Annotated in this window: 12 protein-coding genes; 5 read left to right on the top strand and 7 right to left on the bottom strand. The window is 58.5% G+C overall.

Going from position 1 to position 14,195, the window contains the following annotated elements; translation table 11 throughout:
- Nucleotides 1-227: 227 nt before the first annotated feature.
- The 3 genes from L7A20_RS02605 to L7A20_RS02595 form a co-directional block, all read right to left on the bottom strand.
- Nucleotides 228-1,622: an MFS transporter gene (locus L7A20_RS02605; protein WP_237222310.1), complete on the bottom strand. Its 1,395-nt coding sequence runs from the start codon at nt 1,620-1,622 to the stop codon at nt 228-230.
- Nucleotides 1,623-1,787: 165 nt separating this feature from the next.
- Entirely contained in the window at nt 1,788-3,605 is a 1,818-nt protein-coding gene (locus tag L7A20_RS02600) for an acetyl/propionyl/methylcrotonyl-CoA carboxylase subunit alpha (protein WP_237222309.1), read from the bottom strand.
- Between the two features lie 109 nt (nt 3,606-3,714).
- Nucleotides 3,715-4,425: a Maf family protein gene (locus tag L7A20_RS02595; RefSeq protein WP_237222308.1), complete on the bottom strand. Its 711-nt coding sequence runs from the start codon at nt 4,423-4,425 to the stop codon at nt 3,715-3,717.
- 108 nt (nt 4,426-4,533) lie between these two features.
- On the opposite strand from L7A20_RS02595, the gene L7A20_RS02590 reads away from it, so the two are divergent.
- The 4 genes from L7A20_RS02590 (at nt 4,534) to L7A20_RS02585 (ending at nt 6,329) form a co-directional block, all read left to right on the top strand.
- A complete protein-coding gene (locus tag L7A20_RS02590; RefSeq protein ID WP_237205964.1) occupies nt 4,534-4,740 on the top strand; it encodes a CopG family ribbon-helix-helix protein in 207 nt (68 codons plus the stop codon).
- Nucleotides 4,741-5,001: 261 nt separating this feature from the next.
- Complete coding sequence (locus L7A20_RS12065; protein ID WP_423817418.1) at nt 5,002-5,778, top strand: transposase family protein; 777 nt, start codon at nt 5,002-5,004, stop codon at nt 5,776-5,778.
- Nucleotides 5,775-5,933, top strand: coding sequence for a DUF6973 domain-containing protein (locus L7A20_RS12060; protein ID WP_423817422.1), 159 nt, complete (start codon nt 5,775-5,777; stop codon nt 5,931-5,933). The genes L7A20_RS12065 and L7A20_RS12060 overlap by 4 nt, the downstream gene beginning before the upstream one ends.
- 78 nt (nt 5,934-6,011) lie before the next feature.
- Entirely contained in the window at nt 6,012-6,329 is a 318-nt protein-coding gene (locus L7A20_RS02585; protein ID WP_237198649.1) for a hypothetical protein, read from the top strand.
- Nucleotides 6,330-7,209: 880 nt separating this feature from the next.
- Here L7A20_RS02585 and exaC read toward each other — a convergent pair.
- On the bottom strand, nt 7,210-8,733 hold the full coding sequence (gene exaC, locus L7A20_RS02580; protein WP_237222307.1) for an acetaldehyde dehydrogenase ExaC: 1,524 nt from the start codon (nt 8,731-8,733) through the stop codon (nt 7,210-7,212).
- A gap of 222 nt (nt 8,734-8,955) precedes the next feature.
- Here exaC and L7A20_RS02575 point away from each other — a divergent pair, with 222 nt between their 5' ends.
- The gene (locus tag L7A20_RS02575; protein ID WP_237222306.1) at nt 8,956-10,359 is read left to right on the top strand and encodes a dicarboxylate/amino acid:cation symporter; all 1,404 of its coding nucleotides are present in this window, start codon (nt 8,956-8,958) and stop codon (nt 10,357-10,359) included.
- Between the two features lie 76 nt (nt 10,360-10,435).
- Here the strand turns inward: L7A20_RS02575 and L7A20_RS02570 are convergent, their stop codons facing one another.
- The 3 genes from L7A20_RS02570 to L7A20_RS02560 are packed head-to-tail and all read right to left on the bottom strand — an operon-like array spanning nt 10,436 to nt 14,126.
- Entirely contained in the window at nt 10,436-12,139 is a 1,704-nt protein-coding gene (locus L7A20_RS02570) for a DUF885 domain-containing protein (protein ID WP_237222305.1), read from the bottom strand.
- A gap of 53 nt (nt 12,140-12,192) precedes the next feature.
- Entirely contained in the window at nt 12,193-12,507 is a 315-nt protein-coding gene (locus L7A20_RS02565; RefSeq protein WP_237222304.1) for an acyl-CoA carboxylase subunit epsilon, read from the bottom strand.
- Between the two features lie 14 nt (nt 12,508-12,521).
- Nucleotides 12,522-14,126: an acyl-CoA carboxylase subunit beta gene (locus tag L7A20_RS02560; RefSeq protein ID WP_237209512.1), complete on the bottom strand. Its 1,605-nt coding sequence runs from the start codon at nt 14,124-14,126 to the stop codon at nt 12,522-12,524.
- Nucleotides 14,127-14,195 lie beyond the last annotated feature (69 nt).

Below are 14,195 nucleotides of genomic sequence, written 5' to 3'. Positions count from 1 at the left end.
TGGCTCTAGTAAGTTTTAGAAACTTCTAGTAAATGAGAGGGTGGCGCCCGCTCGGAGCCGACTGGCTGGGGCTGGCATGAATCGCTGTGATGAGCGTCGAGATTCCGAGCGCGCGAGGAAAAATAATCTCGGCGCGAATCTGGCGAGCTTGCGAGCCAGTCAGCGAACCGGCGAGAGGGTCGGCAGCGAGCGTGAGCCTGGCCTACTCTTGGTCTAAATCCTTAAACCTACTTAGTGCGGGCCATGGTGGTCAGATCCACGTCGCGGGTTTCATGGGTGATGGCCATGAAGATCAGGGTCAGCAGACCTGCGCCGGCCAGGTAGAGGCCAACTGCGCCCACACCGCCGTTGGCGTTGAGCCATACCGCTGCGTAGGGGGTCAGAGCTGCGCCCAGGATGGATGCGACGTTGTAGCTGATACCCGAGGCGGTGTAGCGGACGTTGGTGGGGAAGAGCTCGGGCAGGTAGGCGCTCATGGAGCCGAAGGTCAGGCCCATGAGGGTCATGCCGATGGCCATGAAGAGGACGATGCGGACGGTGTTGGCGTCCTCACCGGTGCCTACAAGGGCGGGGTCCATGAGGAAGCCGAAGGAGAGACCGAAGACGATGATGGCGCCGGTGATAACCAGCTGGGAGGAGCGGCGTCCGTATTTATCAGCTAACCAGCCGGAGACAGGAACCATGGCTGCGAAGAAGAGGATAGTGATGAGCTGGATGACGAGGAATTCGCGGTAGGCGATACCCAGGCCGCCCTTTTCTACCTTGCCGATGCCGAAGGAGAGGATCCAGGCGGTCATGAGGTAGAAGAGTACGTAGGTGGCGAGCATGATGAAGGTGCCCTGGATCATGGGCCACCAGGCTACCTTGAAGGCTTCTGCGAGCGGGGTCTTGACCTTTTCGTCTTTTTCGAGGGCCTGTTTGAAGACGGGGGTTTCTTCGAGCTTGAAGCGCACGTAGAGGCCGACTGCGACCATGACGATGGAGGCGATGAAGGGGATGCGCCAGCCCCAGACGAGGAAGTTGTGGTCGATGGTGTCGCCGGCTGCGAGGGAGGTGAAGCCCATGGCGATGGTGAGTAGCAGCATGAAGCCGTTGGCGAGGATGAAGCCGAACGGGGCACCCAGCTGGGGCCACATGGCGGCGCGGGCACGCTTTCCTTCTTCAGCGTATTCGGTAGCCAGCAGAGCTGCGCCTGACCATTCGCCGCCCAGGCCCAGGCCCTGGCAGAAGCGCAGGATGGTCAGCATGGCCGGTGCCCACAGGCCAATCTGGTAGTAGGTGGGCAGCAGACCGATGAGGAAGGTGGCGATACCCATGGTCAGGAGTGCGCCGACCAGGGTTGCCTTGCGGCCTACCTTGTCACCGAAGTGGCCAAAGACAATGGAACCGATGGGGCGGGCGATGAAGGCCGCGCCGAAGGTCGCCATGGAGGCCAGCAGCTTGGCGGTGTCGTCCTCGCCGGTGAAGAAGAGGGCGGGGAAGACTGCCACGGCGGCGGTGGCGTAGATGTAGAAGTCGTAGAACTCGATGGTGGTGCCGATGAGCGATGCCAGGATGACGCGGCTGCGGGGCACGGTCTGCTCGGTGGCAGAAGAGGCCGGGGCGGTGACTGTTGTGCTCACGTGAACTCTCTAGTGGTGTATGGATTGTGCTGTATGGTTTTACTCTAAAACCGGCGTCCTCTATGTGAAACTTAGATTCCACTATGTGAGCATAGGGGTGTGGGGTAAAGAGATAGCCCCTCTGCCTGGCGGCAAAGGGGCCTATCTGAGCTTGTATGCGTGGGTTTACTTGATGGTTGCGATAATCGCCCCGGCAGAGACGGTATCGCCTGCCTTGAGCTTCAGCCCCGTGACCTTACCGGCCTTGTGGGCGGTGATGGGCTGTTCCATCTTCATGGCTTCTAGCACCACAATCAGGTCGCCCTCAGCTACCTTGGCGCCGTCCTTGACCGCTACCTTGACGATAGTGCCCTGCATGGGGCTGGTGAGCTCGTTGCTGTTGGCAGAGCCGGACGTGCCCCCACGGCTTGAACGGGACTTACGGGCCTTAGAAGCGGCAGCAGGCTTGGCTGAGGTGCCACCGATAGCGGGCAAGACAACTTCCATACGCTTGCCGTTGACCTCAACAGTGATTTTCTGCCGTTCCTCGTCAGCCTCGGGCAGGGTGAGGGCGCCGTCGTAGGCGGGCAGGGTGTTCTTAAATTCGGTTTCAATCCAGCGGGTATGAACGGCGAAATCACCGCCGGGGGCAGGGGCAAAGGCAGGCTCATCGAGCACCGCGCGGTGGAAGTTGGCGACGGTGGGCATGCCCTCAATGACTAGCTCACCCAGGGCCCGCTTGGCCCGCTGCAGGGCCTGCTCGCGGGTTGCGCCGGTGACAATGAGCTTGGCAATCATGGAGTCAAAGTTGCCGCTGACGGTATCACCGGCAACCACGCCGGAGTCCCAGCGCACGCCGGGGCCAGAAGGCACAACCAGCTTCTCGATGGTGCCGGGGGAGGGCATGAAGCTGCGGCCGGCGTCCTCACCGTTGATGCGGAATTCAAAAGAGTGGCCGCGCACCGCGGGATCGGTGGGCTCAATGGCCTCACCGCGGGCAATACGGAACTGCTCACGTACCAGGTCAATGCCGGTGACCTCTTCGGATACCGGGTGCTCCACCTGCAGTCGGGTGTTGACTTCCAGGAAGGAGATGGTGCCGTCGGTGCCCACCAGGAATTCGCAGGTACCAGCACCCTGGTAGCCGGCCTCGCGCAAGATAGCCTTGGAGGCCTCGTAGAGGCGCTCGTTCTGCTCACCGGTCAGGTAGGGGGCAGGAGCTTCTTCTACCAGCTTCTGATTACGGCGTTGCAGGGAGCAGTCACGGGTGGATACCACAACAACGTTGCCGTGGGCATCGGCCAGGCACTGGGTTTCCACGTGGCGGGGGGAATCCAGGAAGCGTTCGATGAAGCACTCGCCGCGACCAAAGGCAGCAATGGCTTCGCGGACTGCTGATTCGTAAAGCTCGCCGATGCCTTCGCGCTCGCGGGCGACCTTGATGCCGCGTCCGCCTCCACCGAAGGCTGCCTTGATGGCAACGGGCAGGCCGTACTCGTCCGCAAAAGCCTCAACCTCTGCTGCGCTCTTAACCGGGTCCTTGGTGCCGGGTACCAGCGGGGCACCGACCTTCTCGGCGATATGGCGGGCAGCTACTTTATCGCCCAGGCGGTTGATGGATTCAGGTGAAGGGCCGATCCAGGTGAGCCCGGCGTCGATGACCTGCTGGGCGAACTGGGCGTTCTCGGAGAGGAAGCCATAGCCGGGGTGTACGGCATCAGCACCGGAACGCTTGGCGACCTCAAGCAGCTTATCCATGACCAGGTAGGACTCGGCCGCAGTGGTGCCACCCAGCGCGTAGGACTCATCGGCTAACAGTACGTGCTGGGCCTCGCGGTCGGGGTCGGCGTAGACAGCGACGGTTGCTAGCCCCTCGTCCTGGGCGGCACGAATAACGCGAACAGCAATTTCACCGCGGTTAGCAATCAGTACCTTGCTGACGGGGCCGGTGTGGCGCCCCTTCACCGGGGTAAAGGCCTGGGCCAGGTCGTTATGTGCAGTCACTGTGAAAGCTCCTCGGGTTATCGTGCCGTGCTGGCGTGCCGTTACTGGCTATGACGCATTATGAGCAGGCGCCGGGTGACGGCGCCTCACAAAAGTCGTATCTTGAAATTTATCGCGAATTTTTCCAAATGTCGCTGATTGAAACACCAAAGTTAGCCAGCATTGTGCGTAGGGCATGCACCGAAAGCCCCACCACGGTGTGGTATTCGCCCTCAATTCCCTTAATGAAGGCCGCACCGAAACCATCGATTGTGAAGGACCCAGCCACCCACAGGGGCTCGCCGGTGGCCACGTAGCGCCGGGCTTCTTCGTCGCTGAAGGTATCGAAATGGACGGTGGCCGTGCGCAGCTCGCTAGCCTCGGGGTACTTGTCGCCGCTCTGATGAGGTGAAGTGGCGCGGGTGTCAACCAGCCAGTGGCCCGTGTGGAGCTGCCCGCTGCGTCCGCTCATAGCGGTGATACGTTCTAAGGCTTTCTCTGCGCTGCCGGGCTTGCCGTAAGCGACACCGTCGAGCTCGAAAACAGAATCGCAGCCCAGGACCAGGGCACCGGACGCTTCAGGCAGGGCTGCAACAGCCTGTGCCTTAGCCTTGGCTAGGAGCTGAGCTGTTTGTGCAGGTGTGATGTCGCCCAGTCCGGCCTCGTAGGCGGCCTGCTGGGCCTCGCGCAGGGCAGCGTCCTCATCGACATCGCTGACAATAACGGTGAAACGGACGCCGGCGTCCTCCAGGAGTTTCTTACGGGCAGGGGATGAAGAGGCAAGGACGAGCCGCACCGGCTGTTCGCCCGCTAGAGCTGCGGTTTCAGTAGGGTTGTGCATGGGTAACAGTCTAACGGGGCTGACGAACCCCGAACCCACAACATGTGTGATGGGCCAAGTCTGCACATCGGTATGGAGCTGATGGTATCAACTTGGTATTGTGGGTGTATGGCTCTTACCTTGCGACTTCCTGAAGATTTAGACCACCAGCTTGCAGATTTAGCAGAGCGCGAGCATTTATCTAAGCACTCCCTCATCGTCGAGAGTGTGCGTCGCATGCTAGAAGAAAGAGAGCATCGGGCCATGGTAGAAGAGGGGCTTGCTTACGCGCTTGAGCATGATGCAAAAACTTTGGAACGATTAGCCGACTCATAAATAACGAACCACACGGGTTTTCCTCAATATTTTTTTTTGCGTCTCAACGGCTTAAAGCATGTGATGGATTCGGATACCTCCTACCAGCTCATCATGGCTGGTATGGGTTTGATATGGCAGCTGAATTGTCTGAAGATGCTGAGGCTTATTCAAAAGTAGACACGCACCCCACACCCACCAACTAGACAACGGCCCCACCCGCGGCAAAAATATGAGCGTTAAATCTCTACAAATAACCTCAAGCCATACCGGACAAGACCGTTGCTACACCAGCGTACAACCGGCCTCACAGCCACGCAATTCGCCACACTACACACAGCCCTCACCCATCACCTCACCTGGTCAAAACCAGGCGGAAGACCACCAGCGCTAACCCTCACCCAAGCCCTCAAAATCACCCTGCTCTACCACCGCCACAACCTCACCGAAGAACTCCTCGCAGAACTTTTTGCTGTCTCTCAATCGACAGTCTCACGAGCTATCAACACCATCGAAAAGGCCCTGGAGAAGATTCTCACTCCGCTGACTCAGCCTTTGAAAGAAAGCCTCAAAGCACCCGGGTCCTTAGTAGTTGACGGGACTCTGATACCCACGTGGAATTGGCGATCACTTGGTAAAACAAATTTCTCTGGAAAGCACAAACGAGCCGGATTCAACCACCAAGTCATTTGCACCTTGGATGGAAAGTTGCTGGCTATCACAGACCCGGTGCCCGGGGCCAGGCATGATGCTTACGCCTTCAAACATCATGGCTTGGAAAGATATCTTGATAAGAGCACTGTGGCTGATAAGGGCTATATCGGGTTGGGGTTGGCTACCCCGGCCAGGCGTAAGCCGGGTCAGCGGCTGAGTCGGGAGCAGAGGCGGAATAATCGGGTGCTGAATCGGCTGCGGTCGGTGGTGGAGCGGGTTATCGCTCACATCAAGACTTGGCGGATTCTTCATACGGGGTTTAGGCGGCCGTTGGGGTTGTATGGGCGGGTGTTTGCGGTGGTGCGGGGGTTGGTGTTTTTGGCTGCGGGTGGGACTTTTGAATAAGCCTCGCTGAAACCATTGCCAACAATCATGAGCCAGTAGCAGATGACCCTGAAGAGGAAGTAGTTATGGACTTACACAATAATGTTGTGGGGCGAGAGATTGGTCGGCGTGTTGGTACTGAGGACGATGCTAAACAGGGGGTCAGGACGCAGTGACTTCTGATGAGCTGCAAGTGATAGGTTAGATAAACCTAGACTCGAATTCCTTTCTGACAGAAAGAAGGCAGTATCGTTATGAATCTTGTAAAGAATCATAAACTCTTTTTTCTCTCCTTCTGTTTTTGGCTATTTTTGATGGCTTTTGAATATTTCGTCCGTTTTACTGCGGGGATAGCTTGCCATACTTCAAATGAGTATATTCAAGGCGAAGCCTATTGGGGGTTTTTCCCTGTAATTGGAACTCGTTGTGTATGGGATAGCCTGCCTGATGGGGTGAGTGCTTATTCTGGTCCTGGCCTTACAACGGTGGCTGCTCCGGTGATTCTGTGTGCGTGGTTGTTAGAGGCTTGGTTGCAGGGGCGGAAGAAGAAAGAAGCTTATTCCAAAGGGTAGATGGAGCAGGCTCACGGCGAGCGTGAGCCTGCGGAACCCCTTATGAATAAGCCTCATATAATTGCTACCGAAGTGTTCTGCTCCTGATAATTTTCGTTGAACGAATACGCAGGAGCGAAGGATGTAAATCACAAAAAGTTGTTGCAGTGGCTGAGAGAAGAGTAATACGCTTCGTTTGACATAATCAAATCTCCTTGATGCCAGTCTGATAACTGTAACCTACATTGCACAGCATGGGGCCGTGCGGGTGTCAATAGGAAATTGAAAACTAAATGAGAGTCTGGCTGTATAAATCAATAACTATTTCTTAAAAAGAAGACTTTGGAAAAAGGCAATAAAAAATACTAGAACTATACATACCAAAGAGCTTGCTGTGAGCGCAAGAACTAGGGTGATAAAAAAATTAAACTCTAAAATACTGTCGAATAACTTAATAAATATAAATGCACTAAAAATTCCAACTATTGTTATAAGGTAATCTTTGAATGTTTTTTCCTCTGTCATCCTCGGGTGCCTCCATTGAATGTTTTAATTTTATACTATATCTATATTTTATTCTTAAATTCTTACGTAGGTCAAGAGAATTTATTAGGATTCTTTAATTTAACAAGTTCGGCGTATCTTCTCGAACGAGAATTTTAGCTGCCTCAACATTGGGGAAAGTATGATACTTATTAAACAGAAAAGGGCAACAATGTAGAACTGGTAGATAGTAAGGCTTATTCATAAGGATAGGTGGAGCAGGCTCACAGCGAAGCTGCTGGCTCGGCGGCTGGCGTGAATCGCATTGTGAGCGAAGCGAACCATGCGAGAGGGTCGGCAGCGAGCGTGAGCCTGCGGAACCCCTTATGAATAAGCCTCAAGCTATCAGAAGCAGGTATTAGAAGAGCCCCATCGGCTTATCTGAGTAGCTGACCAGCATGTTCTTGGTTTGCTGGTAGTGGGCTAGCATCATCAGGTGGTTCTCGCGGCCGATGCCTGACTTCTTGTAGCCACCGAAAGCGGCGTGGGCCGGGTAATTATGGTAGTTGTTGATCCAGACACGGCCAGCCTGAATGGTGCGGCCTGCCCGGTAGGCGGTGTTCTGGTCGCGCGTCCAGACGCCCGCACCCAGACCGTAGTCGGTGTCATTGGCAATTCGCATAGCCTCATCGAAATCAGTGAAAGAGGTAGTAGCCAGAACGGGGCCAAAAATCTCTTCCTGGAAGATACGCATGTCGTTGCTGCCGGCAAAGACGGTCGGCTGAATGTACCAGCCGTCTGCCAGGTCACCGCCCAACTCGCAGGCCTCGCCGCCGACGAGAACGTCCGCGCCCTCGTCCTTACCAATCTTCAGATAGCCGGTAATCTTATCCCACTGCTCCTTCGACGCCTGGGCGCCCACCATGGTCTCGGTATCCAGCGGGTTACCCTGCTTCATAGCCTTCACACGCTCAATGCCGGCCTCCAGGAAGGAATCGTGAATCGGCTTCTGAATCAGTGCACGGGAGGGGCAGGTGCAGACCTCGCCCTGGTTCAGGCCGAAGGAGGCAAAGCCTTCGAGTGCCTTGTCGTAGAAGGAGTCCTTCTCGGCAGCAACATCGGCAAAGAAGACGTTGGGGGACTTGCCGCCCAGCTCCAGGGTAACCGGGATGATGTTCTCGGAAGCAGCCTTCATGATGATGGAGCCGGTGGTGGTCTCGCCGGTAAAAGCAATTTTGCGGATGCGCTTGCTGCCAGAGAGGGCGGCACCTGCCTCGGGGCCAAAGCCGTTCACAACGTTCAGCACACCGGCGGGGAGTACATCCTTCCACAGGTCAACCAGGTAGAGCACCGAAACCGGGGTCTGCTCGGCGGGCTTGAGCACGATGGTGTTGCCCGCTGCCAGGGCCGGAGCAATCTTCCAGATGGCCATAAGGATGGGGAAGTTCCAGGGGATAATCTGGCCGACCACGCCCAGTGGCTCGTGGAAGTGGTAGGCCACGGTGTTCTCGTCAATCTCTGACAGGCGGCCTTCCTGGGTGCGGATAGCGGACGCGAAGTAGCGCAGGTGGTCAACGCCAAGCGGGATATCTGCGGCCAGGGTTTCACGCACGGGCTTGCCGTTCTCCCAGGTCTCAGCCACGGCGATGGATTCCAGGTTATCTTCCATAATCTGGGCCAGCTTGAGCAGCAGGTTAGCGCGCTCGGTGGGGGAGGTCTTGCCCCAGGTCTCAAAGGCCTTCCAGGCTGCGTCAATAGCCTTGTCGATATCAGCTGCGGTACCGCGGGCGACTTCTGCAAAGGGCTTGCCGTTAACCGGGGAGATATCTTCAAAATACTGGCCCTCGGCCGGGGCTGCCCATTCCCCTCCGATGAAGTGGTCGTAGCGGGACTTGAAGGTGGTGATGGAATCTGCTGAGCCGGGTGCGGCGTAAACAGTCATTGCCTCTCCTTTGAGTTGTGTCTGATCAAGACGCGTGGTGGACCAAGCCACCTGTTCACAAAAAGCACATAAAAGTAACTTGAGTCACAGTTTAGTGGTGGGTTGTGCAAAAGTGAAGAGCGCTACGTGAAAAACCCTGCCGGCCTGTGACCCACAGCAAAATGTGTCTTAGCTTTACATCCCGGTTCACAAGCCCCAACCCCTGGCGTACAGTGTTGAGACATGTCAAACCACACCACAGCACTTCCTTCCCGCAAGAGACTTCCCGCCTGGGCTACGTCCTTCGGCAATCAAATTATCGCCGCCCTCATCCTGGGCGTGATCTTGGGCCTGGTAGCCACCAACCTCGGCGGCGATGCCACCGAGAACCCCAACTGGCTCATGACTACCCTCTCCACTATTGGCTCCTCCTACGTCACCCTGCTCAAAGCGGCGGTCGTACCCCTCATCTTCACTGCCGTGGTGTCGTCCATCGCCAACCTGGCTGAAGTATCTAACGCAGCCCGCCTGGCCACAAAAACCCTGCTCTGGTTCGCCTACACCGCACTCATCGCCGTCCTCATCGGCCTGGTGCTCGGGCTCGTCACCCAGCCCGGTGCAAATACCGGCCTGGCGACCCCCGAAACCTACGAGGGACGTACCGGCTCCTGGCTGGGCTTCCTCACCGGTCTGATTCCCGCCAACTTCCTCGGCCTGGGCGTGAGCATCTCAAACTCGGGCGACACCGTCACCGGCTCAGCTAGCTTCAACGTGCTCCAGATCCTTGTGATTTCAGTAGCCGTGGGTATTGCAGCCCTTAAGACCGGCCCCGCAGCCAAGCCCTTCCTTGACCTCAATAAGAGCGCTCTGGCCATTATTCAGACCGTCCTCTGGTGGATTATCCGCCTGGCCCCGCTCGGCACTATCGGCCTGATCGGCCGAGCCGTCTACGCCTACGGCTGGACCTCCATGGGCTCTCTGGCCCGTTTCGTAATTGTGCTCTACATCGGCCTGGCCCTTGTGCTCTTCGTGGTTTACCCCGCCATCGCCCGCGCCAACGGTCTGTCTATTAAGCAGTTCTTCTCGGGCGTCTGGCCCGCTGTGCAGATGGGCTTCGTTTCCCGCTCGTCCATGGGCACCATGCCTCTGACCCAGTCCGTAGCTGAACGTAACTTCGGTGTGCCCCGCGCCTACGCCTCCTTCGCGGTTCCCCTGGGCTCCACCACCAAGATGGACGGCTGCGCCGCGGTCTACCCCGCCCTAGCGGCCCTCTTTGTGGCCCAGTTCTACGGTATCGACCTCAACATCACCCACTACCTGCTCATCATCATGGTGTCGGTGCTCGGCTCCACCGCCACCGCAGGAACCACCGGTGCAACGGTCATGCTCACCCTCACCCTCTCCACCCTGGGCCTTCCCCTCGACGGCGTTGGCCTGCTTCTGGCCATCGACCCCATCATCGACATGGGCCGTACCGCCGTCAACGTCGCAGGCCAGGCCCTGGTTGCGCTCATCGTCGCCAAGCGCGAGGGCATTTTAAACGAGGACCTCTACAACGCCCCGCGCACCGAGGGCGGATTTGTAGCTGAGGACGTCTACGCCCGCCTCGGCGAGGCACCGCAGGTACCTGCCGCGGCAGCGTCCTAACCCTTAGCCCTACTTCGTAGAGAAGCGGGCCCTGCGCACCTATCGGTGTGCAGGGCCCGCTTCATGTTGACGCCACTTAGGCAGCTAGTGCCCGGCGCAGGGTATCAAGCCCGACTGAGCCCAGCTTGAGGGCCCGGGTGTGGAAGTCTCGGTCAGAGATTCCGGCGGCGCGGGCGTCCTCACGCAGCTGTAACCAGACTCGCTCACCCACCTTGTAGGAGGGGGCCTGGCCCGGCCAGCCCAGGTAGCGCAGGAACTCAAAGCGGCGCTGGCCCTCAGAGATATCGAGGTTGGCCTCTAGGAACTTATAGCCCTTCTCTGCGTCCCAGATGCCCGGTTCTACACCCAGCTCGGTCACCCAGCGTTCTGGGATCTCAAAACCGCAGTGCAGGCCGATATCGAAGACCACGCGGGCTGCGCGCAGGCGCTGGGCATCGAGCATGCCCATACGGTCGCCGGGGTCAGAGAGATAACCCAGCTCGTCCATGAGACGCTCAGCGTACAGGGCCCAGCCCTCACCGTGGCCCGAAACCCACACGGCGTTAGCACGCCACTGGTTCAGGGCCTCGGCCATAGCGGTCGCGTAGGCAACCTGCAGGTGGTGGCCGGGTACGCCCTCGTGGTAGACGGTGGAAGTTTCGCGCCAGGTGCCAAAGGTATCTTCACCTTCGGGCACCGACCACCACATGCGACCGGCGCGCTCAAAATCAGCGGACGGGCCGGTGTAGTAGATACCGCCCTCCTGGGTGGGGGCAATCATGCACTCGAGCTTGCGCAGCGGGCCCTCGATGGTGAAGTGCTCTTGGGCTAGGTAGTCAACGGCGGCGTCGGACAGCTTCTGCATCCAGGCCTGGAGCTCATCGGTGCCGTTGAGGGTGCGTTCGGGGTCAGCATCGAGCAGGGCCTTTGCCTCGTCAATAGTGGCACCGGGCTTGATAGCTTCGGCAACCTCCTGCTGGGCCGCGATGATGCGGTCGAGTTCCTCAATACCCCAGGCGTAGGTCTCTTCCAGGTCAAGGGTGGTGCCCACGAACTGACGGGAGTAAAGGGAGTAGCGCTCGCGGCCCACAGCATCGGCCTCGGGCGCGTCGGGGCGCAGGGTGTCTTTGAGGTAGGAGAGAAGTTCGCTGTAGCCTTCCTTGGCGGACGCCGCCCCCTGGATGGCTCGGTCGGTGTGCTCGGGGGCTGCTTCGGCTACCTCTTGTGCCAGAGCGTCGAAGAAACCGCCTTCGGCAACGTAGGCGGCTACCTGCTCGATGACGATATCGACCTGACGCACCGCTGCCACCTTACCTGCGGTGCGGGCGGCTTCTAGGGTCTCGATATAACCGCGAACCGCTTCCGCAACGTTACCCAGGCGGCCAGCAATGTGCCCCCAGTCCTCGGCTGTTTCACGGTTCATCAGGTCAAAGATGGCGCGAATACCCTGAACAGGGGAGGCAATGTTGTTGAGTTCCCAGTCGCCCAGGCCCGCCTCGTGCAGTTCGAGCTTGAGACCCAGGCGCTCGCGCATGGCATCGACAGTAACCCGGTCGATGTCGTCGGCCGGTTCAACGGCGTCAAGGGCTGCCAGAGTAGCGCGGGCTAGGTCAATCTCTGCCTGGGTGCCTGCGGGGGAGTAGTCGGGGTACTCGGTTTCCCGTCCCTTGCGGCCCTCGATGGTGGCCGCTGCCGGGTCTAGTTCCAGGGTCTTCTCGTAGTAGTCGTTGGCAATGCGGTCGACCTCGGTCTGAGCGCGGTCGGCCTTAAAAATTTCGGGTAAATCTGGGTGTAGTGTCATACACCCCATTCTAGGTTACTGTGACCCAGAAAACAGGGAGCTGGGTGGGTGAACTACTGGGGTCGGGCCCGCTTCCAGGAACCCGGCCCGGGGCGCAGTCGCATACCCAGGCGCTGGGTGTGGTTGAGGCGGCGCTGCCACATTTCCAGTGCGGTCTCCTGCTGGGAATCAGCCTGGGCCTGTAGCGCCACCACGACGCTGGTCAGCGCAGCCAGCTCTTCTTCCGTGGGGTTGCCCCGCACCACCGACAGCACAGGGGCGGGCACCTGCTCATCGCCGGCGTCCTGCTCCTGGTTTTCAAGGGGCGCGGACGCCGGTGCCGGCTTCTTGCCGAAGCCCAGCAGGGACAGCGGGTTGGGAGTTGCCATGTTCTACCTACCCCTTACAGCGGAATGTTGCCGTGCTTTTTAGCGGGGGAGGCTGCGCGCTTATCGCGTAGGGCCCGCAGGGAAGAAATAATGCGTACGCGGGTCTCAGAAGGGGCGATAACCTCGTCGATGTAGCCCAGCTCAGCAGCCTGATAGGGGTTGAGCAGCTCCTCTTCGTACTTGGCAATCAGCTCAGCGCGCTTAGCCTCAACATCGCCGCCCTCTTCGGCCACAGCGGCCAGCTCGCGGCGGTAGAGAATATTGACCGCACCCTGGGCCCCCATCACACCAATCTGGGCTGTGGGCCAGGCCAGGTTGATATCGGCGCCCAGCTTTTTTGAACCCATCACAATGTAGGCTCCGCCGTAAGCCTTGCGGGTAATCACGGTAACCAGCGGAACGGTCGCCTCGGCGTAGGCGTACAGCAGCTTGGCGCCGCGGCGGATAATACCGTTGAACTCCTGGTCGGTACCGGGCAGGAAGCCTGGCACGTCAACAAAGGTCAGAATCGGAATGTTGAAGGCATCGCAGTTGCGCACGAAGCGGGCAGCCTTTTCAGAAGCATTGATATCGAGGGTGCCAGCGAACTGCATGGGCTGGTTGGCCACAATACCCACGGTCTTACCCTCAACCCGGGCATAACCAATCATCACGTTGGGGGCGTAGAGGGCCTGCATCTCAAAGAAATGGCCATCATCAACCACCGACTCAATCACAGCCCGCATATCGTAGGGCTGGTTGGCTGAATCGGGAATCAGCAGGTCAAGGTCAAGATCATCGACGGTGACCTCGGGGTCCTGGTCATGATCCAGGGGGAAGGTCTCGGTGAGGTTGTTGGAGGGTAGGAACTCAACGAGCTCGCGGACGAAATCAAAGGCGTCCTCTTCGTCCTCAGCGAGGTAGGTCGACGTACCCGTCACCGCGTTGTGCTGGCGGGCACCGCCCAGGGTCTCCATATCGACCTCTTCACCGGTCACGGTCTTAATGACGTCGGGGCCGGTAATAAACATGTGGCTGGTCTTATCAACCATCACAATATAGTCGGTCAGAGCGGGGGAGTAGGCCGCACCACCGGCGCAGGGGCCCATAATCACCGAAATCTGCGGAATCACGCCCGAGGCACGTACATTCATGCGGAAGATATCGGCAAACATGGCCAGGGAAGCTACACCCTCCTGAATGCGGGCGCCACCACCGTCATTAATGCCGATAATGGGGCAACCGTTCTTCAGCGCGAACTTCTGTACCTTCACAATTTTCTCGCCATTGACCTGCGACAGAGAACCACCGTAGACGGTGAAATCCTGGGAATAAACCGCAACCAGGCGGCCATCGATAGTACCGTAGCCCGAAACCAGGCCATCACCCAGCGGCTTTTTCTTCTCCATACCAAAAGCCGTAGTGCGGTGCTTAGCCAGGGCGTCAAACTCCACAAAAGAACCCTCGTCAAGCAGCATCTCGATGCGCTCGCGGGCAGTCTGCTTGCCGCGTTCGTGCTGGCGGTCAATAGGGGCCTGGCCGGTGGGGGCAAGAGTCTGCTCGCGGCGGGCGTAGAAGTCAGCAATCTTACCGGCGGTGGTGGTCAAATCGGGGGCATCTGTGGTGGGGTTCTCGCTCATGCTGTGCCTGCCTCGTGCGCTTTGGGTCAGTGGTGTGGGGTGACCTGGGATAAGGGCCATTCTTTTCAA

Origin of the sequence: Rothia nasimurium (assembly GCF_928381415.1) — a bacterium.
GTDB lineage: Bacteria > Actinomycetota > Actinomycetes > Actinomycetales > Micrococcaceae > Rothia > Rothia nasimurium_H.
This window is presented reverse-complemented; position numbering and strand designations above follow the sequence as displayed.